This window comes from Desulfuromonas versatilis, assembly GCF_019704135.1.
Taxonomy (GTDB): Bacteria; Desulfobacterota; Desulfuromonadia; order Desulfuromonadales; family NIT-T3; genus Desulfuromonas_A; species Desulfuromonas_A versatilis.
This window is the reverse complement of sequence record NZ_AP024355.1, coordinates 2,812,027-2,836,201: the sequence shown is the minus strand read 5'-3', so window position 1 is coordinate 2,836,201 and position 24,175 is coordinate 2,812,027. Positions and strand designations below refer to the sequence as shown.

At 61.8% G+C, this 24,175-nt stretch carries 23 protein-coding genes and 1 other annotated feature; of the genes, 21 read left to right on the top strand and 2 right to left on the bottom strand.

All coding sequences use genetic code 11. The annotated features are described in order from the left end of the window. Window positions 1–65 precede the first annotated feature (65 nt). The 16 genes from ilvC (at window position 66) to DESUT3_RS12725 (ending at window position 14,936) form a co-directional block, all read left to right on the top strand. Entirely contained in the window at window positions 66–1,082 is a 1,017-nt protein-coding gene (gene ilvC, locus DESUT3_RS12800; protein ID WP_221248875.1) for a ketol-acid reductoisomerase, read from the top strand. A gap of 93 nt (window positions 1,083–1,175) precedes the next feature. Then, entirely contained in the window at window positions 1,176–1,820 is a 645-nt protein-coding gene (locus DESUT3_RS12795) for a phosphatidylserine decarboxylase family protein (protein WP_221248874.1), read from the top strand. A gap of 144 nt (window positions 1,821–1,964) precedes the next feature. After that, window positions 1,965–2,197: a binding site (T-box leader), on the top strand. Between the two features lie 197 nt (window positions 2,198–2,394). Next, window positions 2,395–3,933: a 2-isopropylmalate synthase gene (locus tag DESUT3_RS12790; RefSeq protein WP_221248873.1), complete on the top strand. Its 1,539-nt coding sequence runs from the start codon at window positions 2,395–2,397 to the stop codon at window positions 3,931–3,933. A gap of 122 nt (window positions 3,934–4,055) precedes the next feature. Then, window positions 4,056–5,351, top strand: a complete 1,296-nt coding sequence (locus tag DESUT3_RS12785) for a 3-isopropylmalate dehydratase large subunit (protein WP_221248872.1) — start codon at window positions 4,056–4,058, stop codon at window positions 5,349–5,351. Between the two features lie 26 nt (window positions 5,352–5,377). Further along, entirely contained in the window at window positions 5,378–5,908 is a 531-nt protein-coding gene (locus tag DESUT3_RS12780) for a 3-isopropylmalate dehydratase small subunit (protein WP_221248871.1), read from the top strand. A 120-nt stretch (window positions 5,909–6,028) separates the two neighbouring features. Further along, a complete protein-coding gene (locus DESUT3_RS12775; RefSeq protein ID WP_221248870.1) occupies window positions 6,029–6,223 on the top strand; it encodes a hypothetical protein in 195 nt (64 codons plus the stop codon). 238 nt (window positions 6,224–6,461) lie between these two features. Next, the gene (leuB, locus tag DESUT3_RS12770) at window positions 6,462–7,550 is read left to right on the top strand and encodes a 3-isopropylmalate dehydrogenase (RefSeq protein WP_221248869.1); all 1,089 of its coding nucleotides are present in this window, start codon (window positions 6,462–6,464) and stop codon (window positions 7,548–7,550) included. A gap of 86 nt (window positions 7,551–7,636) precedes the next feature. Next, window positions 7,637–8,656 (top strand): aspartate-semialdehyde dehydrogenase, encoded by a 1,020-nt coding sequence (locus tag DESUT3_RS12765; RefSeq protein WP_221248868.1) that lies wholly within the window; start codon window positions 7,637–7,639, stop codon window positions 8,654–8,656. A gap of 67 nt (window positions 8,657–8,723) precedes the next feature. Next, window positions 8,724–9,515 (top strand): energy-coupling factor transporter transmembrane component T family protein, encoded by a 792-nt coding sequence (locus DESUT3_RS12760; RefSeq protein WP_221248867.1) that lies wholly within the window; start codon window positions 8,724–8,726, stop codon window positions 9,513–9,515. After that, window positions 9,515–10,249 carry a tRNA pseudouridine(38-40) synthase TruA gene (gene truA / locus DESUT3_RS12755; protein WP_221248866.1) on the top strand — a complete coding sequence of 245 codons (735 nt, stop codon included), beginning with the start codon at window positions 9,515–9,517 and terminating at the stop codon, window positions 10,247–10,249. Before DESUT3_RS12760 ends, truA begins: the two co-directional genes overlap by 1 nt. 117 nt (window positions 10,250–10,366) lie before the next feature. After that, the gene (locus DESUT3_RS12750) at window positions 10,367–10,819 is read left to right on the top strand and encodes a universal stress protein (RefSeq protein ID WP_221248865.1); all 453 of its coding nucleotides are present in this window, start codon (window positions 10,367–10,369) and stop codon (window positions 10,817–10,819) included. Window positions 10,820–10,962: 143 nt separating this feature from the next. Then, window positions 10,963–11,391, top strand: a complete 429-nt coding sequence (rplM, locus tag DESUT3_RS12745) for a 50S ribosomal protein L13 (RefSeq protein WP_221248864.1) — start codon at window positions 10,963–10,965, stop codon at window positions 11,389–11,391. 20 nt (window positions 11,392–11,411) lie between these two features. Next, entirely contained in the window at window positions 11,412–11,804 is a 393-nt protein-coding gene (rpsI, locus tag DESUT3_RS12740) for a 30S ribosomal protein S9 (protein ID WP_221248863.1), read from the top strand. A 94-nt stretch (window positions 11,805–11,898) separates the two neighbouring features. After that, the gene (argC, locus tag DESUT3_RS12735; RefSeq protein ID WP_221248862.1) at window positions 11,899–12,936 is read left to right on the top strand and encodes an N-acetyl-gamma-glutamyl-phosphate reductase; all 1,038 of its coding nucleotides are present in this window, start codon (window positions 11,899–11,901) and stop codon (window positions 12,934–12,936) included. A gap of 21 nt (window positions 12,937–12,957) precedes the next feature. Continuing rightward, window positions 12,958–13,152 (top strand): DUF6485 family protein, encoded by a 195-nt coding sequence (locus DESUT3_RS12730; protein WP_221248861.1) that lies wholly within the window; start codon window positions 12,958–12,960, stop codon window positions 13,150–13,152. A 29-nt stretch (window positions 13,153–13,181) separates the two neighbouring features. Further along, window positions 13,182–14,936 (top strand): YgiQ family radical SAM protein, encoded by a 1,755-nt coding sequence (locus tag DESUT3_RS12725; protein WP_221248860.1) that lies wholly within the window; start codon window positions 13,182–13,184, stop codon window positions 14,934–14,936. 59 nt (window positions 14,937–14,995) lie between these two features. Here the strand turns inward: DESUT3_RS12725 and DESUT3_RS12720 are convergent, their stop codons facing one another. Together DESUT3_RS12720 and DESUT3_RS12715 are read right to left on the bottom strand one after the other, a co-directional pair. Then, the gene (locus tag DESUT3_RS12720) at window positions 14,996–17,212 is read right to left on the bottom strand and encodes a diguanylate cyclase (protein WP_221248859.1); all 2,217 of its coding nucleotides are present in this window, start codon (window positions 17,210–17,212) and stop codon (window positions 14,996–14,998) included. Next, window positions 17,209–19,266: an HD domain-containing phosphohydrolase gene (locus tag DESUT3_RS12715; protein ID WP_221248858.1), complete on the bottom strand. Its 2,058-nt coding sequence runs from the start codon at window positions 19,264–19,266 to the stop codon at window positions 17,209–17,211. Before DESUT3_RS12715 ends, DESUT3_RS12720 begins: the two co-directional genes overlap by 4 nt. 336 nt (window positions 19,267–19,602) lie before the next feature. Here DESUT3_RS12715 and DESUT3_RS12710 point away from each other — a divergent pair, with 336 nt between their 5' ends. The 5 genes from DESUT3_RS12710 to secD all read left to right on the top strand — a co-directional run bounded on the left by DESUT3_RS12710 (window position 19,603) and on the right by secD (window position 24,172). Beyond that, complete coding sequence (locus DESUT3_RS12710; RefSeq protein ID WP_221248857.1) at window positions 19,603–19,788, top strand: DUF2065 family protein; 186 nt, start codon at window positions 19,603–19,605, stop codon at window positions 19,786–19,788. Window positions 19,789–19,877: 89 nt separating this feature from the next. Then, on the top strand, window positions 19,878–20,912 hold the full coding sequence (gene queA / locus DESUT3_RS12705; RefSeq protein WP_221248856.1) for a tRNA preQ1(34) S-adenosylmethionine ribosyltransferase-isomerase QueA: 1,035 nt from the start codon (window positions 19,878–19,880) through the stop codon (window positions 20,910–20,912). Between the two features lie 39 nt (window positions 20,913–20,951). Further along, window positions 20,952–22,100: a tRNA guanosine(34) transglycosylase Tgt gene (tgt, locus tag DESUT3_RS12700; protein ID WP_225911502.1), complete on the top strand. Its 1,149-nt coding sequence runs from the start codon at window positions 20,952–20,954 to the stop codon at window positions 22,098–22,100. A gap of 60 nt (window positions 22,101–22,160) precedes the next feature. Next, window positions 22,161–22,490 (top strand): preprotein translocase subunit YajC, encoded by a 330-nt coding sequence (gene yajC / locus DESUT3_RS12695; RefSeq protein ID WP_221248854.1) that lies wholly within the window; start codon window positions 22,161–22,163, stop codon window positions 22,488–22,490. Between the two features lie 83 nt (window positions 22,491–22,573). Further along, window positions 22,574–24,172 (top strand): protein translocase subunit SecD, encoded by a 1,599-nt coding sequence (gene secD, locus DESUT3_RS12690; protein ID WP_221248853.1) that lies wholly within the window; start codon window positions 22,574–22,576, stop codon window positions 24,170–24,172. Window positions 24,173–24,175 lie beyond the last annotated feature (3 nt).

The following is a 24,175-nucleotide window of genomic DNA, read 5'->3' as shown; positions in this document are numbered from 1 at the left end:
TTTCTGTGGTATAAAGCCAGGTCAATTAAAAGGTGGATTTCCACCAAGAAGGAGGAACAACCGGGATGAAAGTTTATTACGACAAGGACGCCAATCTGGACGTGCTCAAAGGGAAAAAGGTCGCCGTGATCGGCTACGGCAGCCAGGGGCATGCCCATTCGAACAATCTCAAGGATAGCGGCATCGACGTGCTGGTAGGCCTGCGCAAGGGGAGCAGCTCCTGGGCCAAAGCCGAAAAGGCCGGCCTGCAGGTTCTCGAAACCGCCGAAGCGGCCAAGGTTGCCGACGTGATCATGATCCTGGTGCCCGACGAGCTCCAGGGCGACATGTACCGCGAGGAGATCGAGCCCTTCATGAAAAAGGGGGCTTACCTGGCCTTCGGTCACGGCTTCAACATCCACTTCGGGCAGATCGTCCCCCGCTCTGACGTCAACGTCTTCATGGTGGCTCCCAAGGGGCCCGGCCACCTGGTGCGCCACGAATACACCCGTGGCGGCGGGGTGCCCTCGCTGATCGCCATCTACCAGGACGCCGCGGGTAACACCAAGGATGTCGCCCTGGCCTACGCCAGCGCCAACGGCGGCGGCCGCGCCGGGGTCATCGAGACCACCTTCAAGGAAGAGACCGAGACCGACCTGTTCGGCGAGCAGGCCGTGCTCTGCGGCGGCGCCAGCGCCCTGGTCCAGGCCGGCTTCGAGACCCTGGTGGAAGCCGGTTACGCCCCCGAAATGGCCTATTTCGAGTGCCTGCACGAGCTCAAGCTGATCGTCGACCTGATGTACGAGGGCGGCATCGCCAACATGCGCTACTCGATCTCGAACACCGCCGAGTACGGCGACCTGACCCGCGGCCCGCGGGTGGTCACCGAGCAGACCAAGGCGGCCATGAAGGAGATCCTCCGCGAGATCCAGGAGGGCGAATTCGCCCGCGAATGGATGCTGGAGAACAAGGCCAACAAGGCGGTTCTTTCGGCCCTGCGTCGCAAGGGTGCCGAGCACCCGATCGAGGAAGTGGGCGGCAAGCTGCGTTCGATGATGGCCTGGATCGGCAAGAACAAGATCGTCGACAAGGAACGTAACTAACACTGCCGTGAGGAGTAAGGAGTGAGGCGTGAGGGGGAGGGGAAGTCTTTCTCTTCGTGCCTCACGCCTTACGCCTCACGTTTTTGGAGAGCCATGCGCAATCAGAATCAGCCGGTGGCCACCGAAGGCTACCCATTTATCGGGCTTTTCGCCTTTGTCACCCTGGTGTTCGCCCTGCTGGGGTGGGGATTGCTGACCCTGGTGTTTCTGGGGCTGACCCTGTTCACCATCTACTTCTTCCGCAATCCCGAGCGCAGCGCCCCCGCCGACGCCGATGCGGTCATCGCCCCGGCCGACGGCAAGGTGGTGTTTGTCGGCGAGGTCAACGAAGATCGCTACTTCAAGAGCAGGGCGATCAAAGTCAGCATTTTCATGTCGGTTTTCGATGTGCATGTCAACCGCGCCCCCTGTTCCGGCAAGGTGCTCGACATGTTCTATCACAAGGGTGAGTTCCTCAACGCCGCCCTCGACAAGGCCAGCCTGCAGAACGAGCAGGGCGGGATCTTCCTGGAAACCGGCAAGGGGCAGCGGCTGCTGTTCGTGCAGATCGCCGGCCTGATCGCCCGGCGGATCGTCACCTACCCGGTGGTCGGCGATGTTCTCGAGCGGGGAATGCGCTACGGCCTGATCCGCTTCGGATCGCGGGTCGATGTCTACTTTCCGCTGGGGTCCGAGATCAAGGTCGGCCTCGGCGAGCGGACTCGGGCCGGGGAGTCGATCCTGGGGTATTTCAGATAGCCCCGGGGGGTAAGACGCCCCGGGGCTTCAACCCCGCCAAACCGGGTATCGGGATGTCGAAAAAACAGGGTTGTTAATTCCTGATGGTTTTAATAGCCTTGACATATCCTGCGGATATCTGGTTTATTTAACGCTCATGTAAGAACAAAGGCTGGGAAGAGGAGTAGTAGAGTCCAATTCCGTTTCAGAGAGCCGGCGGTTGCTGCGAGCCGGTACGGTAAGGATTCGAACTCGCCTCGGAGCCGTGGATGTGAACCGGCTGCCATCTGGTGGCCACAGTAATCTCCACCGTGAACCTGCGTAAAGGGTCAACTGAGGGCTCCTCCCAAGGGGCTGGAACAGGGTGGTACCGCGAAGCGCAAGCTCTCGCCCCTGACGGGGCGGGAGCTTTTTTTTTCCCAGCCTTTCTTCTGTGGAGGCTGACGGCCGGAAAGGGGGTGGTCACGTGGAATCGGACCTGGGAGACCTAAATCTCCACACTCAGACACCTGATCGAATCAAGATCGCACTTTGCAGCAACACGGACTGCCCCGGCCCACTGGCCCCCGGGGCCTGGACTTGAATGGAGGAGCTCATGAGCAAGGAACATACCATCAAGATATTCGATACCACGTTGCGCGACGGCGAGCAGTCTCCCGGCGCCAGCATGAACATCGAGGAGAAGCTGCGCATCGCCCACCAGCTCGAGAAGCTCAACGTCGATGTCATCGAGGCCGGCTTTCCGATCGCTTCGGAGGGGGACTTCGAGGCGGTCAGGCGGGTCGCCCAGAGCATCAAGGGCCCGGAGATCGCCGGGCTGTGCCGGGCCAACGACATGGACATCGACCGCGCCTGGGAGGCCCTCAAGTACGCCGGAGAGCGCGGCCGCATCCACACCTTCATCGCCACCAGCGACATCCACATGAAGTACAAGCTGAAGATGAGCGAGGAGCAGGTGATCGAGACGGCCGTCAAGGCGGTGAAACGGGCCGCCGGCTATACGCCGAATGTCGAGTTCTCGGCCGAGGACGCGGTGCGCACCCGCCTGCCGTTTCTGGCCAAGGTGGTGGAGGCGGTCATCGCCGCCGGCGCCAAAACCGTCAATATCCCGGACACGGTCGGCTACACCATCCCTTCGGAATACTTCAACATCATCCGCTACCTGAAGGAGAATGTTGCCAACATCGAAAAGGCCGTGCTGTCCGTTCACTGCCACAACGACCTCGGCCTGGCGGTGGCCAACTCCCTCGCCGCGGTGCAGGCGGGTGCCGGGCAGGTCGAGTGCACCATCAACGGCATCGGGGAGCGCGCCGGCAACTGTTCGCTCGAAGAGGTGGTCATGGCCCTGCGCACCCGCCAGGACATCCTCCCCTACAAGACCGGGGTGGTCACCGAGCACATCTCGCCGACCAGCAAGCTGCTCTCCACCATCACCGGCATCGTCATTCAGCCTAACAAGGCCATCGTCGGCGCCAATGCCTTCGCCCATGAGGCCGGCATCCATCAGCACGGGGTGCTGATGGAAAAAACCACCTACGAAATTATGACCCCCGAGTCGATAGGCCTGAGCAAAAACAAGCTGGTTCTCGGCAAGCACTCGGGGCGCCACGCCTTCGGCCAACGTCTCGACGAACTCGGTTACGAGCTCTCCAAGGAGGACATCAACAAGGCCTTCGTGCGCTTCAAGGCCCTGGCCGACCAGAAGAAGGAGATTTTCGACGAGGACCTCGACGCGATCGTCGCCGACGAGATCATCCGCGTCCCCGAAAAGTTCAAGCTGCTGCAGATGAACGTCTCCTCCGGTTCCTTCGCGGCGCCGACCGCCACCGTCGAGCTCGAAGTCGACGGCAAGCGCAAACGCACCGCCTGCATGGGGGACGGCCCGGTGGATGCCACTTTCAAGGCGATCAAGAAGCTCACCAAGAGCAAGGCGCGGCTGCTCACCTTTTCAGTCGGAGCCATCACCGGCGGCACCGATGCCCAGGGCGAGTGCACCGTGCGCCTGGAGACCAACGGCAGCGAGGTGCTCGGGCAGGGGGCCCACCCCGACATCATCGTGGCCAGCGCCAAGGCTTACGTCAATGCACTCAACAAGGCGGCCTCGGTGGAAAGCCGCACCAGCGTCCATCTGTAATCCGCAGCCGGGCGGGGGCCGGCCGGCCCCCGTCTTTGCCAGGCTCCGCGGGTTGCGATAAATGCCGCCCCTGGGCTAAAATTCGAGAATTATGCTTCGCATTTCAGATCCGAGGAGAAGTCATGGGAAAGACCATCGCTGAAAAGATTTTTGACGCGCACCTTCGGGACGAGCCGTTTGCCGGCGCCAAGGTTCTCGACATCGACCGCGTCCTCTGCCACGAAATCACCACCCCGGTGGCCATCGCCGACCTGCTCTGGCGGGGCAAGGACCGGGTATTCGACAACACCAAGATCAAGGCGGTGATCGATCACGTCACCCCATCCAAGGACAGCAAGACCGCCCTGCAGGCGAAAATGCTGCGCGACTGGGCCCGCCGCCACCAGATCAAGGATTTCTTCGATGTCGGCCACAACGGCGTCTGCCACGCCCTGTTCCCCGAGAAGGGCTACATCCGCCCCGGGTTCACCGTCATCATGGGCGACAGCCACACCTGCACCCACGGCGCCTTCGGCGCCTTTGCCGCCGGGGTGGGGACCACCGACCTGGAGGTGGGCATCCTCAAGGGGGTGTGCGCCTTTCGCGAGCCGGCCACGATCCGCGTCAACCTGGTAGGCGACCTCCCCGCGGGGGTCTACGCCAAGGACGTGATTCTGTATGTCATCGGGCAGATCGGCGTCAACGGCGCCACTGACCGCGTGCTCGAATTCCACGGTCTGATTGTCGAGGCCATGTCCATGGAGGCGCGTATGACCCTGTGCAACATGGCCATCGAGGCCGGCGGCACCTGCGGCATCTGCCTGCCCGACATGACCACCGTCGACTACCTGTGGCCCTTTATCCAGAACGATTACGCCAGCCGCGAGGCGGCCTGCGAGGACTTCAGGAAGTGGCATTCGGACCCCGATGCCAGCTACGAGAAAGTGCTCGATTTCAATGTGTCCAACCTCGAGCCCCAGGTCACCTACGGCTTCAAGCCCGACTGCGTCAAGCCGGTCGGCGAGCTGGCCGGCACCGCCGTCGACCAGATCTACATCGGCACCTGCACCAACGGCCGTATCGAGGACCTGCGCCAGGCCGCCGAGATCCTCAAGGGGCGCAAGATTGCCGAGAGCGTGCGCGGCATTGTCTCACCGGCCACGCCGAAGATCTTCAGTGACGCTCTCGCCGAAGGGATCATCCAGATTTTCATGGACGCTGGGTTCTGTGTCACCAACCCCACCTGTGGGGCCTGCCTGGGAATGAGCAACGGCGTGCTCGCCGAAGGCGAGGTCTGCGCCTCGACCAGCAACCGCAACTTCAACGGCCGCATGGGTAAGGGGGGAATGGTGCACCTGATGAGCCCCGCTACCGCCGCCGCCACCGCCGTGACCGGGGTTATCACCGATGCCCGTACCCTGCAGAAATCTGCAGCCTGAGCCCATACAGAGGGAGGATCCGTACCATGAAGAAGACCTTTGGCGGCCCGGCGATTTTTCTCGACCGGTCCGATATCAATACCGATGAAATTATTCCCGCCAAGTACCTCACCGAGGTTACCAAGGAGGCACTGCAGCCCTACTGCCTCGAGGACCTCAAGCTCGAGGGGTTCGATCCCAAGGGCGAGGCGTTGAAAAGTGCCCGGGTGGTGGTCTCCCGCGAAAATTTCGGCTGCGGCTCGTCCCGCGAACACGCCCCCTGGGTGTTCGAAGTCAACGAGATCCACACCATCATCGCTCAGAGCTATGCGCGGATCTTCCGGCAGAACATGTTCAACTGCGGCATGCTCGCCATCGAACTGCCCAAGGCGCAGCTTGACCGTTTGTTCGCCCTGCAGCAAGCAGGGGATGTCGAGGTCAACGTGGATGTCGAGGGGCAGAAGGTGGTGGCTCGCAGCGGCCAGGGCGAAGAGGCTTTTCCCTTCGAGATCAGCCCCTTCGATAAGGCTCTTGTTCAGGCCGGCGGCTGGGTCGAGTTCGCCGACGCACGCTATTAATCTGATACCCCCCGCCGGTATGCCGGCGGGGGATATTTAGTCTCTGCTGCTGAAAAATGCCTCCACTACGCTAGAATATAAGGGCAAGAAATTCCTTAGGCTGTACAGAAGGGAGGCTCCATGAAAAAAGAACGCTGGCAGCTGCTCAGTAGCGACGAACTGGCTTTGATCCGTTTTTACCGGAGCCTGTCCCCCCAAAAACAGTTCGACGTCCTGGGTACCGTGGAAGAGGCCTACAACGCCTCTCGGCGCATGAAGGAGCTGACCACTCGGGAGTTCGAGGTGCGCACTCGCCCTCCGGAAGACCTGCACTGAAAAACCCGCGGCGAATGCCGGATAATCGGATCATGAACACTTTGCCGGGCCTCAGGGCGCGGTTTGTTTTTTTGGTGCGCCCCCCGCCGTGCTGCGGTCTGGTCTGGTTGCCGGGGAAAAAAGGTTTGACAAAGACCGGGTCCCTTCCTATAGTGACAACCGTTTGAAAAAAGGGGACTTTATGGTGTTTTGTTCCTTTGAATATTTATTTGAATCCGATAAAAGGAGATGAGAGAGCATGGCGCAGAAATTCAAAGTGGCAGTACTTCCTGGTGACGGAATCGGGCCGGAGGTGATGACCGAAGCCCTCAAGGTCCTCGATGCGGTGGAAAAGAAATTCGCCGTCGCCTTTGAGCGCACCTTTGCCAACGTCGGCGGGATTGCCATTGACAAGGAAGGCAAGGCCCTCCCCCAGACCACCGTCGATATCTGCAAGGGCGCCGATGCCATCCTGTTCGGCAGCGTCGGCGGACCCAAGTGGGAGAGCCTTCCGCCCGACGAGCAGCCCGAGCGCGGCGCCCTGTTGCCGCTGCGCAAAATCTTCGGGCTCTACGCCAACCTGCGCCCGGCGATCATCTTTCCGGCTCTGACCGGCGCCTCGAGCCTCAAGGAGGAGGTGATCTCCGGCGGCTTCAACGTGCTGGTGGTACGCGAACTCACCGGCGGCATCTACTTCTCCCAGCCCAAGGGGATCGAAGGGCAGGGGCGCGAGCGCATCGGGGTGGACACCATGCGCTACAGCATCCCGGAGATCGAACGCATCGCCCACGTTGCCTTTCAGGCGGCCCAGAGGCGTGACAAGCGGCTGACCTCCATCGACAAGGCCAACGTGCTCTCCACCTCGGTGCTCTGGCGCGAGATCGTCGAGTCGGTGGCCAAGCAGTACCCCGACGTGAAGCTCAACCACATGTACGTCGACAATGCCGCCATGCAGCTGGTGCGCTGGCCCAAGCAGTTCGACGTGCTGCTGTGCGAGAACATGTTCGGCGACATCCTCTCCGACGAGGCGGCGATGCTCACCGGCTCGCTCGGCATGCTCCCTTCGGCCTCGCTCGCCGAGGGATCCTTCGGCATGTACGAGCCCTCCGGCGGCAGCGCCCCGGACATCGCCGGCCAGGGGATCGCCAACCCCATCGCGCAGATACTCTCGGCCGCCATGATGCTGCGCTATTCCTTCGCCCTCAACGAGGCGGCCGATGCCGTCGAAGCTGCGGTGGAGAAGGTGCTCGACCAGGGGCTGCGCACCGCCGACATCTTCCAGGGCAAGCCTGGCGAGAAGAAGATCAACACCCGTGAAATGGGCGATGCCATTGTCGCCAATCTCTGATCCTGGGGCCGGGCGCCCTTTTGTAGGGTGTCCGGCTGCCGCAGCCTGCTTCGTCCGGGCCGGACGGGGGAGAGGATAGCTTGAAAATGTCCAGAACTTTCAATGTGGCCGTGGTCGGCGCCACCGGCGCCGTCGGCAATCAGATGCTCGAGGTGCTGGCCGAGCGCAATTTCCCGGTCAATCAGCTGCGCCTGCTGGCTTCGGAGCGCTCCGAGGGGAGCTTTCTCGAGTTTCGCGGCGAAGAGGTGATGGTCGAACGGCTCACCCAGGATTCCTTCAAGGGGATCGACATCGCCCTGTTCAGTGCCGGCGGCGGGCGCAGTCTCGAATTCTGCCCGGTTGCCGCCAAAGCCGGGGCGGTGTGCATCGACAACTCCAGCGCCTGGCGCATGGACCCCGATGTGCCGCTGGTGGTTCCCGAGGTCAATCCCCAGGCCATTGCCGGCTACAGCGCCAAGGGGATCATCGCCAACCCCAACTGCTCGACCATCCAGATGGTGGTGGCCCTCAAGCCGCTGCACGATTTCGCCAGGATCAAGCGGGTGGTCGTCTCCACCTACCAGGCGGTGTCGGGCACCGGTCAGAAGGCTATCGACGAGCTGCGCATCCAGTCTGGTGAACTGCTCAACGGCCGACCTGTCGAGTGCAAGGTCTACCCGCACCAGATTGGCTTTAACTGCCTGCCCCACATCGACGTCTTCCTCGATAACGGCTACACCAGGGAAGAGATGAAGATGGTGCAGGAGACGGTGAAGATCATGGGCGACTCCGGCATCCGGGTGACCGCCACCACGGTGCGGGTCCCGGTCTTCTACGGGCACAGCGAATCGGTGAACATCGAAACCGAGGTCAAGCTCAGCGCCGCCAAGGCCCGTGAACTGCTCGCCGCTGCCCCCGGGGTCGAACTGGTCGATGATGTAGCCAACAACCTCTACCCCATGCCGATCGACGCCGTCGGCCAGGACCTGACCTATGTCGGGCGCATCCGCGAGGACGAGTCGATCGACAACGGCCTCAACCTCTGGGTGGTGGCAGACAATCTGCGCAAGGGTGCCGCCACCAACGCCGTGCAGATCGCCGAGATCCTGGCGGCCAGGTACCTGTAGCCGAAACCGATTCGGCAGACTGACTGAAGAAAAGGGGGCCTCGGGCCCCCTTTTCTTGCCCGTGACCATGGCTTTTCTCGCTGACCTTACCCTGGGGCGATACGTTCCCCGGGACTCGCCGCTGCACCGGCTCGACCCACGCCTCAAGCTGGTCGGGCTGCCGCTGTTTGTCATCGCCTGCTTCGCCGGGCCCAGCCCGGTGCGCCTTGGCGGGCTCAGCGCCCTGGCCCTGGTGCTGGCACTGCTCTGCCGTCTCGAGTGGCGCATCTGGTGGCGGGGCCTCTGGGTGCTGCGCTGGCTGTTGCTGTTTTCTCTCCTGTTGCATCTATTCCTTTCGCCAGGCAGGACGCTTTTCGGGTTTGCCTGGCTGTCCCTCGACGGGCTGCTGCGGGGCCTGCAGGTCTGCTGGCAATTGTCGCTGGCCGTGGTTTTTTCCTCGCTCCTCACCCTGACGACTTCGCCAGGGCATCTGGCTGGGGGGATCGCCTCGCTGTTGGCGCCCCTGCAGCGTTTCGGCCTGCCGGCACGCGAGTGGGCGCTGCTGCTTGGACTGGTCATGCAGTTTATCCCGATCCTTCGTGACGAGGCCCTCGAGGTTTACCGGCAGCAGTCCGGCCAACCTGAAGAAAAACCGCCATTGGGTCTGCCGGCGCGGATTCGCCTGTTCGGTGGCCTCGTCGCCCCGCTGATGCTGCGGCTGGTCGATCGGGCCGATGCCCTGGCCCAGTGTATGGCCCGCGGGGAGGCCGGACTGCAGGGAGGCGCCGCCATCGAAGCTTTGCCCCGTCTGCCGAAGGGGGAACTGTTCTGGTTCTGCGCGAGCCTCGCAGTCCTGGGCGCATTGTGGATGCTTGGCTGATGGCGACCATCAAATTGACCATAGAATACGACGGTACCGATTATGTCGGCTGGCAGGTTCAGCCCAACGGGATTTCCGTCCAGCAGGTAGTGGAACAGGCACTTTGCGGGGTGCTTGGCGAAGAGGTGCGGCTGCATTCCTCGGGCAGGACCGATGCCGGGGTGCATGCACGGGGGATGGTGGCCCATTTTCATACCTTCAGGCAGCTTCCCGAATCGGCGTACCGGGAGGGGGTCAACCGCCTGCTTCCCCGGGATATTGCCGTGCGCGGGGTCGAGGAGGTGAACGAGGACTTTCACGCCAGGTTCAGCGCCCGGGGCAAATGGTACCGGTATTCCCTATATCTTGCGCCGGTGCGTTCGCCGCTGGCCGAACGCTACAGCTGGCACCTGCGTTCCCGCCTGGACGAGATCGCCATGGCCAGGGCCGCCGCCGGTTTTGTCGGATGCCACGATTTTTCGGCCTTCCGTTCTTCGAGCTGCGAGGCGCGCAGCACCCGGCGGGAGGTGTTCTCAGTGGAACTGCTGCGGGAGGGAGAGCTGTTGCACATCGATGTCAAGGGCGCAGGATTTCTCAAGAACATGGTTCGTGTCATGGTGGGGACCCTGGTGGAGATCGGTCTTGGCCGGCGCCCGGAAGCTGATGTGCCGCGCCTGTTGCGGGAAGGGGGGCGGCCGGCCGCCGGGCGCACCGCCCCGCCCCAGGGCCTGTGCCTGATGGAAGTCTGGTACTGAATTCCTGCCGAGCCCGGGGGGAGACCTTTTAATCCCTGTCCTGAAGGTTGCAAATTCGCCTCTCCGGGGTATAGTTGGTTCGCCGGAAAGGCGCCTTACTCCAGAGTTTGAGGGCAAATGCAAAAGCCGTTGAAAATAATCGTCCCCATCGATTTTTCCTCCTACAGTATCGAAACGCTCGAGTTTGCCTTCGGCCTGCGGAAATTGTTCCCCGCCACCTGGGTTTTGCACCATGTGGTGGCCAGCGGCGAAGTGGAGAGTTTCGCCAACCTGGGTGGCGAGCCCCTCGAGATCCGCAAGCGGCGCATCAGTGAAGCCGAGGCTGGCCTGAAAAAAGAAGCCGAGCGCCGGCGGGCGGAACACCCCGGCATTCATATCGAATGCCGGGTGACCGCCGGAATCCCCTTCAAGGAGATCTGCCGACTCGCCGATGAAGAAAATGCCGGGCTCATCGTCATCGGGACCCACGGTCGCACCGGTCTTTCCCACCTGCTCATCGGAAGTACCGCCGAACGGGTAGTGCAGCACGCCTCCTGCCCGGTTCTGAGCATCAAGCCGCGGATTCTCTGAGTGGTTCGAGACGGATTCAGGCCTGCCATCCGGCGCATTTTTTTTGCCGAAAAAAATCTTGACATGCCCGGTGCTTTTAGCTAAATTCACAGCTTCTGTGAGCCCCGATACAGAAATCACAGTGGAGTGAAGAGAGGAACTCGATGAGCACCCAAGTCGCCAAGCAGGCAGATATTAAGAGAAATTGGTTCGTTGTTGACCTGGAGGGCAAAGTGCTGGGTCGTGCCGCGGCGGAGATCGCCCGCGTGCTGCGCGGCAAGCACAAGGCTATCTACACCCCCAGCGTCGACACCGGCGATTTTGTCGTCGTGGTCAATGCCGAGAAGGTCAAGCTGACCGGCAACAAGATGGCCGACAAGATGTACTACCAGCACTCCGGCTACCCCGGCGGGCTGAAGTCGATCAACGCTGAAAAGTTGCTGGAGAAAAGGCCTGAAGATCTCATCAAGAAGGCGGTCAAGGGCATGCTGCCCAAGAACAAGCTGGGCCGCCAGATGTTCAAGAAGCTGAAGGTTTACAGCGGCGGTGAGCATCCCCACAGCGCCCAGCAGCCCAAAGATCTGACCTTTTAAGCTGAATTGAGGAGATAAAGATGGCTGAACAGAAATTCTACGCGACCGGTAAACGGAAATCTTCCGTGGCTCGGGTCTGGCTGAAGCCCGGCACCGGTAACATCGTGGTCAACAAACGTGCTCTGGGCGACTACTTCGGGCGGGAAACCTCCAAGATGGTCGTGCAGCAGCCCCTGGAACTGACCGACAACGTCGGCAAGTTCGATATTTTCGTCAATGTTGCCGGCGGCGGCCCCTCGGGCCAGGCCGGTGCGATCAAGCACGGCATTACCAAGGCCCTGCTCGAGGCCGATCCTGAACTGCGTGCCGTTCTCAAGAAGGCTGGCTTCATCACCCGCGACAGCCGCGCGAAAGAGCGTAAGAAGTACGGGCGTCGTGCCGCCCGCGCAAGCTTCCAGTTCTCCAAGCGTTAATCGCGGCGTACCGCCGGAACGGTTTCACAGCGCAATATGTTAGTCAGGAAAGGGAAACCCTCGGGTTTCCCTTTCCTTTTACGCGGAGTTTGCCATGATCAAGGTTGCCATCGTCGGCGCCAGCGGCTACACCGGGGTCGAGCTGATCCGGCTGCTGGCCAATCACCCCCAGGTGGAGATCGCCTGCCTCACCTCCCGGCAGAACGCCGGCGAGCAGATCGCGGCGGTTTTCCCCTCGCTGCTCGAGCGCATCACCCTGGCCTGCGACGGCTCGGAAACCGGCGTCGTCATCGAAAAGGCCGACGTGGTCTTTACCGCGCTGCCCCACCAGGCGGCCATGGCGGTGGTGCCGGATCTGCTCGCCGCGGGAAAGAAGGTCATCGACCTCTCGGCGGACTACCGGCTGCGGGACGCGGCGGTCTACGAGGCCTGGTACCAAAAGCACAGCAGCCCCGAGCTGCTGAAGGAGGCGGTCTACGGCCTGCCGGAAATCTACCGCGAGCAGGTGCGCTGCGCCCGGCTGGTGGCCAACCCGGGCTGCTATCCGACCAGCGTAGCCCTGGCCCTGGCGCCGCTGCTCAAGCGCGGCCTGATCGACCCCGCCAGCCTGATCGTCGACAGCAAGTCCGGCACCAGCGGCGCGGGGCGCTCGGCCAAGGTCGGCAGCCTGTTCTGCGAGGTCAACGAGGGTTTCCAGGCCTATGGCGTGGCCAAACACCGGCACACTCCGGAGATCGAGCAGACTCTCGGCGATCTGGCCGGCAAACCGGTCATGATCAATTTCACCCCGCACCTGCTGCCGGTCAACCGCGGCATTCTCTCCACCTGCTACGCCAGCCTGCAGGAGTCGCGCACCACCGCCGAGCTGTTGGCGGCCTTTCGCGAGGAGTATGCCGACGAGCCTTTCGTCCGAGTGCATCCCGCCGGCAGCCTGCCCAACGTTGCCTATGTCCGGGCCAGCAACTACTGCGATCTGGGCGTGGTCAGCGATTCGCGCACCGGGCGGGTGATTGTGGTTTCCGCCATCGACAATTTGGTCAAGGGAGCGGCCGGGCAGGCCGTTCAGAACATGAACCTCATGCTCGGTTTCGAAGAAAGTGCCGGCCTGACCGGCCTGCCCGTTTTTCCCTGAGCCTAGCAAAGGAGTTGTTTGATGGAGTGCATTTCCAGCCAGTCTCTCAAGCACTGTACCTGCACCTATAGCGCCTGCGACATCCGTGGCAACTGCTGTAAATGCGTCGCCCGCCACCAGGGGCGCGGGGAAATCCCCGGTTGCTTTTTCACCCCCGAGGGTGAGCGCAGCTACGATCGGTCCGTGGCCAATTTCATCAAGGATCAAAGCCGCTGAGCACCGCCGCGCAAAAGGCCTTCCTGCCCATGAGCCGCCGGGAAATGGCGGCGAGGGGGTGGGAGGAACTCGACATCCTGCTGGTTTCGGGGGATGCTTACGTCGACCATCCCGCCTTTGGCATCCCGCTGCTCGGGCGGTTGCTCGAGTCAGAGGGGTACCGGGTGGGGATTATCGCCCAGCCCGACTGGAAAGATCCCGAAGCCCTGCGTATTATGGGCCGCCCGCGACTGTTTGCCGCGGTCTCCGCCGGGGCCATGGACTCCATGGTCAACCATTACACGGCGGCGAAAAAGATCCGCAGCAACGACGCCTACACCCCCGGGGGGAGGGCAGGGGGGCGCCCCAACCGGGCGGTGATTGCCTACACTGCCGCCCTTAAGGGGGCCTTCAAGGGGCTTGGGGTGGTGATCGGCGGCATCGAGGCCAGCCTGCGCCGGCTCGCCCACTATGACTACTGGGACGACCGGGTGCGCCGCTCGGTGCTGGTGGACAGCAAGGCCGATCTGCTGGTCTTCGGCATGGGGGAGACGCCCTTGCTGGAGATCGCCCGGCGGGTTCAGGGCGGTGAGTCGTTGTCCTCGCTGAGCGATATTTCCGGGACCGCCCACCTGTCCCCGGAACCGCCGGAACAGGCCGTGGTGCTTCCCTCATTCGAAGAGGTCAGCCAGGACCCTGCGCGCTACGGCGAAGCCTTCCGGCTGGCCGCCGGGGAGGCCAACCCTTATTCCGGCCGGGTGCTGGCCCAGCAGCATGGCCCCCGCTGGGTGGTGGTGCAGCCGCCGGCCGCTTCCCTGGATGAGGTGGCCCTCGACCGGGTCTACGGACTCCCTTTCCAGAAGCTTCCCCACCCCAGTTACCACGAGGCCATTCCGGCCTACGAACAGATCCGGTTTTCCATTACCACCCACCGCGGCTGTTTCGGAGGGTGCGCCTTTTGCGCCATCACCCATCACCAGGGCAAGCAGATCCAGAGCCGCTCCGAGCAGTCGGTCCTGGATGAATTGGAGCGGCTGGCGGACCATCCCGAATTTCGCGGCACGGTTACCGATATCGGCGGCCCCACCGCCAACATGTACGGACTGGAATGTGGCAGCGACAAGGCCCGGAGGACCTGCCGGCGTGCCGGGTGCCTCTACCCGAGGCCCTGCCGTCACCTGGTGACCTCGGGTCGGCGGGCGGCGCAGCTGCTAGGCAAGGTCCGGCGCCAGCGCGGCGTCAAGCATGCCTACGTGGCTTCGGGTATCCGCTACGATTTGATGGAACATCAGCAGGAGTATTTCGAGGCCTTGCTCGAACATCACGTGGGGGGGCTGCTCAAGGTGGCACCTGAGTCAGCGAGCAATAAGGTCACCCGGGTCATGCGCAAGCCCGGGCCGGGCGCATTCGAGCAGTTTTTGGCCTATTACCGGCAGACCAGCGGGAAACTCGGTCTTCGCCAGGGAGTGGTCCCTTATTTTATCGCCGGTCATCCGGGTTCGACCCTCTCCGACATGGTGGATGTGGCCCTGTTTCTCAAGCGCAACCGGCTCAGGGTCGAGCAGGTTCAGGAGTTCACCCCCACACCCGGAACCCTGGCAACCTGCATGTACCACACCGGCTGCGACCCTTTCACGGGGGAGCCGGTAAACGTGCCCCGCAGCCCCCGGGAGAAGCGCCTGCAGAAGGCCCTGTTGCTCTGGCATCTGCCCGAGCATCGCCAGGATGTCCTCGAGGCTCTGAGGCGCTGCGGGCGCCAGGAGGACGGCCGGCTGCTGCTGGAACGGCGGCGGGGAGGGAATTAGCGCGAAACAAAAGAAAACGCCGGGGCATTTTGCCGCGGCGTTGTGGTTTTTGCAGGTTTTCAGTGGTCGGGAAACAACGGGGGGGAATCCGGCCGAGCGTCCTGTCGTGGTTTCCAGACCACGGTGCGGTTGCGTCCGGACTCCTTGGCCATGTACAGAGCACGGTCGGCCAGGTCGATGAGCTCGTAGACATCCTTGGTGTGGGAGGGGAATTCGGCTACCCCCAGCGAAAGGGTGAGCTGCCCCCCGGGTTGGCTGTGCTCGGCACCAGGGAAGGGGTCCTCGGCAACGCACAGGCGCAGCTTCTCGGCGGCGGCGACGGCCCCTTCGCCACTGGTCTTGGGCAGCAGAATGATGAACTCTTCTCCACCGAAACGGGCTACCAGGTCGATCCCCCGGGTATTCTGCAGCAGCAGGTCGGCAACCCGCTTCAGGACCAGGTCCCCCTGGAGGTGGCCGTGGAAATCGTTGTACTTTTTGAAATGGTCGATGTCGATCATAATCAGGCTGAAATTCGAGCTGTAGCGCCGGGCCTGGGCCTGCTCCCGCTTGAGGATGACCTGGAACTGCCTTCGGTTCGCCAACTGGGTCAGCTCATCGGTGTTGCTCTGGTTGCGGGTCTTCTCGTATAGCTGGGCGTTATCGATGGCAATGGCGGCCTGATTGGCGATGGCCTGAATCAGGCGCAGCTCCTTTTCGGAAAAACCTTGAGTGGTGGGTTTGTGCAAGTTGAGCACCCCGGCGAGGCGCCCTTTGACCGCCAGGGGCGCCGCGACCATGGAGCCGCGCCCCTGGCGTTTGCCCTTGTAGTTCAGATTCTGGGTCTCCGCCTCGAGGTTGGCTATGTACTGCAATCGCTGGCTGCGCGCTGCCCGGCCGGTGATCCCCTCGTCCAGCCTGAAGGCCACTCCTTTGAGCAGTTCAGGGTCGATGCCCACCGTTTTGCGCACATCCAGCTCTTCGGCCCCGGGGTTGTACAGCATCAGAACCATCTCCTCACAGCGGATCACGTCCTTGAGTACCTGCAGGATGCGGTCGAACAGAACGCCCAGATCGAGAGTCGAAATCATGGCCTGGTTCAGCTGGTACAGGGCCGAGATCTCGCGCAATCTCCCTTTGAGTTCCTGGTTGGCCCTGGCGATTGCATGATTTTTTTGCGCCATCGACTCCTGGTGCCGCAGCTCCTCCTGGGTGCGGGCCAGGTGTTTTTCCTGCTCCAGCTTTTCGGCGTAGAGGGTCTCGAGGCGTGCCAGCATGGAATTGAAGGACTCGGCGGTTCGGCCCAGTTCATCGGCCCCGCAGTCCCGGATTCTGTAGTTCAGATCACCCCGGCTGACCGCGTTGGTGGCCTTGGTCAGCTCCTGGACCGGGAAAAGGATCCGGCGGATGGTCCTGCAGTAGAGCCAGGCGCCCAGCAGCAACGCCGCCAGCACGGTGGTAATGGAGCGGGTGGCCAGGGTGCTGACCAGCATTTCGACATCGGCAAGTGGCAGCTCATGCACCGAAATTGCCAGGCCATCGGTTCCCAGGGGGATAGCCTGGAACAGGAAGCGGTAGGGCAGAGGATCGGGGGAATTTTTGAAAACCGGTATGCCGGCGAACACCGCCTTCAGTTCCTCCGGGCCCAGCCGGGGGATTTCCCGACCGGGCCTGGTCCCCGCAAGCAGCTTTCCCTCGGGCGACTGCAGAAAGAAATTGATGCGGCGATCCGGCGAGAGATTTTTCAGGTATTCCGGCGTAAGGGGGGTTTGCAGCAGGTTCACCTGGCTGACTTTGCCGTTTTGGATGGCTGGAGCGGCAAAACACAGGGCGGGCACCGAACCGGTGTCCGCGGCAAACCCGAAGGCCGGGAGGGTGGTTTTCTCCACCTTTGAAAACAGCTCTTGCAGCGAAGGGTAGGGGAGCGCCAGGCCGGTGCCTGAGGGGACCAGGGCGATGGAGATGTTTTCCTGGCGCAGGGATTCGAACAGGGTCTCCTGCAGCGCCGCCGCCTGGGAGGGGCCCGAATCGGCCGCGACCCGGGCGTTGGTGTAGTTGAACAGATGGGCGTAGGTCTGGAGGAGGGCCTCCTGCTGTTTCAGCGCCCTGAAAGTGGCCTCCTGACTGGTGAGAAGGCGCTCGTCCGATGTTCTGTACAGGGCCCCGGTGACGAAGAATGCCGAACCAAGTGTGGCTGCGACCCCCAGCAGGAACAGGACGAGGAAAAACGGCAGGAGAATTTTTTTCCGCAGGGTGGTACCCCACAGCATGGGCGGTTGCAGCCTGAACTTGATCATGGGGTTCTGGCAAGACCGGGTTGAAAACCTTCCTCCTGGCACATCCCAAGGAACGCATTGGCGACCTGGGGGTCGAACTGGCTGCCGGCCTGGGAGGCGATCTCCTGCAGGGCGAACTGGTGGCTGAGTGCCTTGCGGTAGGGGCGATCGGAGGTCATGGCGTCGTAGGTGTCGGCGACCGCGAGGATCCGGGCCTCTATGCTAATGTTTTCGCCGGTCAGGCGATGGGGGTAGCCTCCACCGTCGAAACGTTCGTGGTGCTGTTCGATGATTTCCCGCACCTCCCTGAGGAACTGGATGGGTTCCAGGATCCGGCCCCCTATGGCCGGGTGCTGGCGCAGCATGTCGACGTCTTCAAGGGAGAGGGTTTCCCGCTTGTTGAGCAGCGCCACATCGATGCCGATTTTTCCGATATCGTGGAGAATGGCCGCCTGTTCCAGGCGTTTGATGGTAGTCGGGGCAAGGTTGATGCGTCTGGCCAGGGCAACGCTGTAGCGCTTGACGCGCTCCGAATGCCCGCGGGTATAGGCGTCGCTGGCCTCGATGGCGGAAACCAGGGCCTGGACCGTGTTCAGGTAGGTTTGCTGCTGCTCCTCGTAGAGCCGGGCATTTTTTATGGCGATGCTGGCCTGGGCGGCGATGGTCCCAAGCAGCTCGAGATCATCCAGACTGAAGGCGGTATTGTCGGCTTTGTTGGCGATGGTGATGGCGCCGATAGGTTCGTCCTTGATCAGCAGCGGTGCGCAAATCACCGTTTCGCGGGTATAGCCGAGGCGACTGATCCTGCTGAATTCCCGCGCCTCGTTCATGCTCGAAATCAGCAGGGGCTGGCAGTTCCTTATCGCCCAGTAGGCCACCCCCCCGGGTTTCAGCTCCAGGCGCATGTCCGGATCGACCCCAGGCGGCAGGCCCGTCGCTCCGGCCAGTTTTGCGCTCCAGGTATCCTTCTCCAGCAGCAGCAGGTAGCCGACCCTGGCTTTGAGGGTGTTGACCGTGCGATTGACCAGCAGATGGAACAGCTGGTTGAGATCCATGGTTGAATTGATTGCCAGGCCCAACTTGTAGATAGCCGAGAGGCGGGTTACCGCCCGTTCCAGGTTGGTGTTCTTGTTTTCGAGGTCGCTGGCCAGGTCCGCGATCTTGTAATTGGCCTCCTCGATCTCCTCGATGCGTTCCTCCAGGCTGATATTGAGATACTCGATCTCCTTGAGCCGTTCGGCGAGGGTGATGTTCATGTTGCGGATTTCATCGTGGTGAGCCAGTTTTTCCTGGCTTATCGCCAATTCCCGCTCATGGCGTACGGTCGCCTGGATCAGGTCTTTGAGCCGCTCTACCATGGAATTGAATTTGCCGGAAAGCTGGGTCATTTCCCGGGAGCTGGTCAGCTTGATTTCGGCACGGTCGAATTCCCCCCGCTCCAGGTGGGTCATGGCAGCCACCAGTTTGCGGATGGGGGAGTCGACGTAAAACAGGATAAAGCCCGAAATGGCCAGGATGAGAATGATCAGCATGCCGACGGAGGACAGGAAAGTGGCTTCGCGGCCGGCGCTCTGCAGACTATCGAGGGCGTTCAGCGACAGATGCACGCTCAGCACACCGAGGATTTCCTTCTCGGGACCGTGGCAGCTGTAGCAGGCCGGAGCATTGTAGATGGGAAGGTTGGTGTTGTGGAAGCTGCTGCCGTGCTTTTCAATGGAATAGGACGTTTTCCCGGAGCGAAATGCCAACAGGTCGGCGGCATCGACGATGTCACCGATTTCCTCCGGGGCCGCAGAAATCAGGACCCGACCGGAATCGTCGAACACCCGGACGGCCGCGATGGTCGGTTCCCTCTTGATTTTTTCCAGTATGTGGCCGACGGCCGCATTCTCACCATTGGCCATGTCGGTGATGATGCTGTTGCGGATCGTCTCGCCCAGGATGCGGCCGTTCTGGATGGCGATCTGGGCCAGCATCGCCTGTTGGGTCCTCAGGTTGTGCCAGGCTGTGAGCCCGACCGCCATCACCATGATGATCGTGGTAATGCTGAGGATTTTAATCTTCAGAGAATTCATCCGGAACTCGGTTGGATTGCGGCCAAATCAGGGGTTGGCCCGCCCTTGCTGATGGTGTAAACGCCAAAAGACCGATCAGGCCGCCAAATGCCGGGATGGTCGCCTGGCGGCTGAACCTGTTCTTCCAATTCTGTGCAGGTCTCGGCAGGCTCTTGGCACCCGGGACTCCCGGTTGTGCGCCACCGCAGGGGGGCGCCGCGCTGTGGGGATATCCTCCGGGCTTTTGCTTGACAGGGCGCCTGCGGCTACTTAATATACCTCACTTTTAAACAAGGGTGAAAGGCTGCAATATATCTGCCAAAAAGTTCCTTAATTTCAGCGGAGTCAGGGGGGCGGATGGAGTTCTGGGTCCAGGTTTTGGGCGTTGTTCTGGTGCTGGAGGGGATCCCCTGGTTTCTCTCTCCGGCGGGCATGAAGCGCTATCTGCGACGGATGCTGGCTGCCCCGGAAGCGACTCTGCGCGGTCTCGGCCTGATGCTGATGCTCGCCGGGTTGCTGGCGGTCTATCTGGTCAGTGGCTAGGGGGGAAAAGAATTGACTTTACCCCTTAATTGTGATTGATTTAGACCCTGATTTCGGGGGTCGAAAAACGACCAGCAGATTGAATTTACATGCAACTCAGCGATTTTGATTTCGAGCTTCCAGCAGACCAGATAGCCCAGTATCCGCCCCCCCGACGCGGCGACTCGAGGCTGATGACCCTGGACCGGAAACGGCGCCGGGTTCAATCGGGAAAATTTTCCGACATCGTCGATCATTTTCGAAGCGGCGATGTTCTGGTTTACAATGACACAAAGGTCATTCCGGCCCGATTGCTCGGTTCCAAGCAGAGCGGCGGGAAGGTAGAGGTCTTTCTGGTCCGCCGGCTGGTTGGCGAACACGAGGACTGGGTCTGTCTGACCAAATGCTCCAAGACCCCACGCCCCGGAACCCAGCTGCTGCTGGGGAACGGAGAGCTGGAAGGGGAAGTCCTGGAGGGGGGCGAGCCCCCCTTTCGACATGTCCGTTTCCATTGTCGGAGTGCCTTTGGCGAGGTGCTCGAAAGGGTCGGACGGATTCCGCTGCCGCCGTATATCCGGCGCGACGACGAGGATCTCGATCGTGACCGCTACCAGACGGTTTTCGCCAGCAGCCAGGGAGCGGTAGCCGCACCCACCGCCGGTCTGCATTTCACCGAGCCGATCCTCGCGGCGCTGCGCGAAAAGGGTGTGCGGATCGTTCCGGTTACGCTGCACGTAGGACTGGGGACCTTTTTCCCGGTGCGGACGGAAAACCTCCTCGAGCATCAAATGCACGGCGAGGTCTTCACTGTCCCCGAAACCACCGCGGAAGAAGTCAACCGGGCCAGGCGGGAGGGGCGGCGGGTGGTCGCCCTGGGTACGACAACCACCCGGACCCTTGAATACTCTGTCGACGACCAGGGGCGGCTGCTGCCCGGGCAGGGTGTTACCGACCTGTTCATCTACCCCGGTTTCGAATTCCGGATCGTGGATGCGCTGGTCACCAATTTTCATTTGCCCCAGTCGACCCTGCTGGTGCTGGTATCCGCCTTCGCCGGCCGGGATTTCGTGCTGGAGGCCTATCGTCAGGCGGTGCGCGAAGGCTACCGGTTTTTCAGTTATGGCGACTGCATGCTGATTGCCTGACAGGGCGGCTGCAGACCTTTTATGCAAGCAGGTACATTTTTGTCCAGAGAGTTTTCCTTCGATCTTTTAAAACAGGATGACCAGAGCCAGGCCCGCCGGGGCCGAGTCCACACGCGGCAGGGGACCATCGAGACTCCGGTTTTCATGCCCGTCGGCACCCAGGGCACGGTCAAGGCCATGCTTCCGGAAAGCCTCAAGGAGGTGCAGGCGCAGATTATCCTGGCCAACACCTACCACCTGTTCCTGCGCCCCGGCCACCACCTGGTGCAGCGGTTGGGGGGGCTGCACCGCTTCATGAACTGGGACCGGCCTATTCTCACCGACAGCGGTGGTTTCCAGGTGTTCAGCCTGGGCGACCTGCGCAAGATCAGCGAGGAGGGGGTGCGTTTCCAGTCTCACCTGGACGGCTCCAGCCACACGCTGACCCCCGAGTCTTCCATCGAGGTTCAGCAGGCCCTCGGTGCGGACATCATCATGGCCTTCGACGAGTGCATTCCTTATCCCTCCTCCCGTGAATACGTGCTGGATTCCACCCGACGTTCCTCGCGCTGGGCGCGGCGCTGCAAGCAGGCGCATCGAGCCGAGGACGGGTCGGCCCTGTTCGGGATCGTGCAGGGCGGGATGCACAGCGACCTGCGCGCCGCCAGCGTCGAGGACCTGCTCGAAATCGGTTTCCACGGCTATGCCGTCGGCGGACTGTCGGTGGGTGAAGAAGCCAGCCTCATGTATGACGTGATGGACTGGACCCTTCCGCTGCTGCCGGCCGACAAGCCCCGCTACGTCATGGGGGTGGGCACTCCGGAGAACCTGATCGAGGGGGTCAGCCGTGGCGTCGACATGTTCGACTGCGTCATGCCGACCCGCAACGCCCGCAACGGGGTGCTGTTCACCACCTTCGGCAAGATCAGCATCAAGCAGGCGCGCTACCTCGAGGACCCGCTGCCCATCGATCCCGCTTGCGGCTGCTATGTTTGCCGCAACTACAGCAGGGCCTATCTGCGTCACCTGTACCAGAGTGGCGAAATCCTCGCCTCGGTGCTCAATACGCACCATAACCTGCACTATTATCTCCACCTGATGGAGGAAGTCAGGCAGGCCATCGAGGCGGGCAGATTTCTGGCATTCAAAAACGATTTTTACCGCAGGCGTCAGGCGGCTACCCCAGCTGCCGCAGAAGATGCTTTGTAAAACAAAAGGTTAACCAGCGGCACTTAAAGCGTTATCTCATACCCCAAGGAGGATGTTTTCATGAATTTGTTTGGCGTTTCCGAGGCTTTTGCCATGGCAGGCAATGCTGCCGGGCAGCAGGGCGGCCGCTCCGGCTACGAAGGGATCATCATGTTGGTGATCATGTTCGCCATTTTCTATTTTCTGCTGATCCGCCCCCAGCAGAAAAGGGCGAAGCAGCACAAGGAGCTGATCGAGTCCCTCAAGGCGGGAGACCAGGTCGTCACCGCCGGGGGCATTCACGGCAAAGTGGTCGCCGTTCAGGACACCGTGGTCACCATCGAGGTGGCAACCGGGGTGAAAATCAAGGTGAATCGCTCTTCGGTGGTTTCGGCCCGGCAGGACCAGTAACCTGGATTGCCCGCAGACCTGGGGCTGGCCTCGCCATCGGAGGGGGCGGCCTGGAATGAAACCCAAAGGAGAAAATTAACGCCATGTCCAAAAGCGTCAAATACCGGGGGCTTTTGATCCTGCTCTGCCTGGTTGTGTCCTTCTTGGCCCTCGCTCCCAGCTTTTTCAAGGATAGTCTTCCTGGCTGGTGGACCGATGCTTTCGATCCCATTCACCTGGGTCTCGACCTGCAGGGGGGGATGCATCTGGTCCTCGGCGTCGATGTCGACAAAGCCGTGGAGAGCCGTCTGGACAGCGTTTCCGATCAGGCCGAGGCTCTGCTCAACGAAAAGGACATCATCTTCAAGCGGGTGGAGCGCCTGCCCGGCGAGCGGTTGGCCATCACCGTCTATGACGAGGCCGCCGGGGCCCAGGTCGATGCCCTGATGGATACCAACTTCCCGACCCTGGAGCCGATGACCCTGACCGACCAGGGCGGATACATCCAGAAGAACTATCGACTCAGCAACAACGAGATCACCAATATCAAGGATTACGCGGTTCGCCAGGCGCTGGAGACCATGCGCAACCGCGTTGACCAGTTCGGCGTCAGCGAGCCGACCCTGCAGCGCCAGAGCGGCAACCGGATTCTGATCCAGCTCCCCGGCGTCAAGGACCCCGACCGGGCCATCGCCCTGCTCGGCAAAACCGCGCGGCTCGAATTCAAAATGGTCGCCGAGGAGGCCAACCCGCAGGAAGCGGTCAAGGGGATCCTGCCCGCGAATACCCAGTTGCTCTTTGAGCGGCGGGTGGACAACCGGACCGGTGCGGTAACCGAGACCCCTATCGTGGTTTTCGACAAGACCGTGCTGACCGGCGACCTGCTGGCCGATGCCCAGGTGCGCATCGATACCCGCTTCAACGAGCCCTATGTCGCCATCGACTTCAACTCGGTCGGTGCCAAGCGCTTCGACCAGATCACCGCGGCCAACGTCGGCAAACGCATGGCCATCGTGCTGGACGATACCGTCTATTCGGCACCGGTCATCCGCGAGCGCATTTCCGGCGGCAGCGCGCAGATCAGCGGCGCCTTCACCGAGCAGGAGGCCACGGATCTCGCCATCGTGCTGCGGGCCGGTTCCCTGCCGGCTCCGGTCAAGATCCTCGAGGACCGCACTGTGGGCCCCTCCCTGGGCAGGGACTCGATCAACCAGGGGGTGCTTTCGGTAATCATCGGCGGCATCCTGGTGATCCTGGCCATGGCTCTCTATTATCGGTTGTCCGGCCTGGTGGCTAATCTCGCCCTGGTGCTCAATATCGTCTTCATCATGGCCATGCTCTCGCTGTTCAAGGCTTCGCTGACCCTTCCCGGTATCGCCGGCATCGTGCTCACCGTGGGTATGGCGGTGGATGCCAACGTGCTCATCTTCGAGCGCATCCGTGAAGAGTTGCGGTTGGGCAAGACCCCTCTGAACGCTCTTGATGCCGGCTACAGCAAAGCCCTGCTGACCATTGTCGACGCCAACGTCACCACCCTGATCGCCGCCCTGGTGTTGTTCCAGTTCGGGACCGGACCGGTCAAGGGTTTCGCGGTGACCCTTTCCATCGGCATCCTGGCCTCCATGTTTACCGCGATCTTCGTTTCCCGGGTCGTTTTTGACTTCTTCATCGAGGGCCGCAAGGTGAAGCGGCTGAGCATCTGAAAA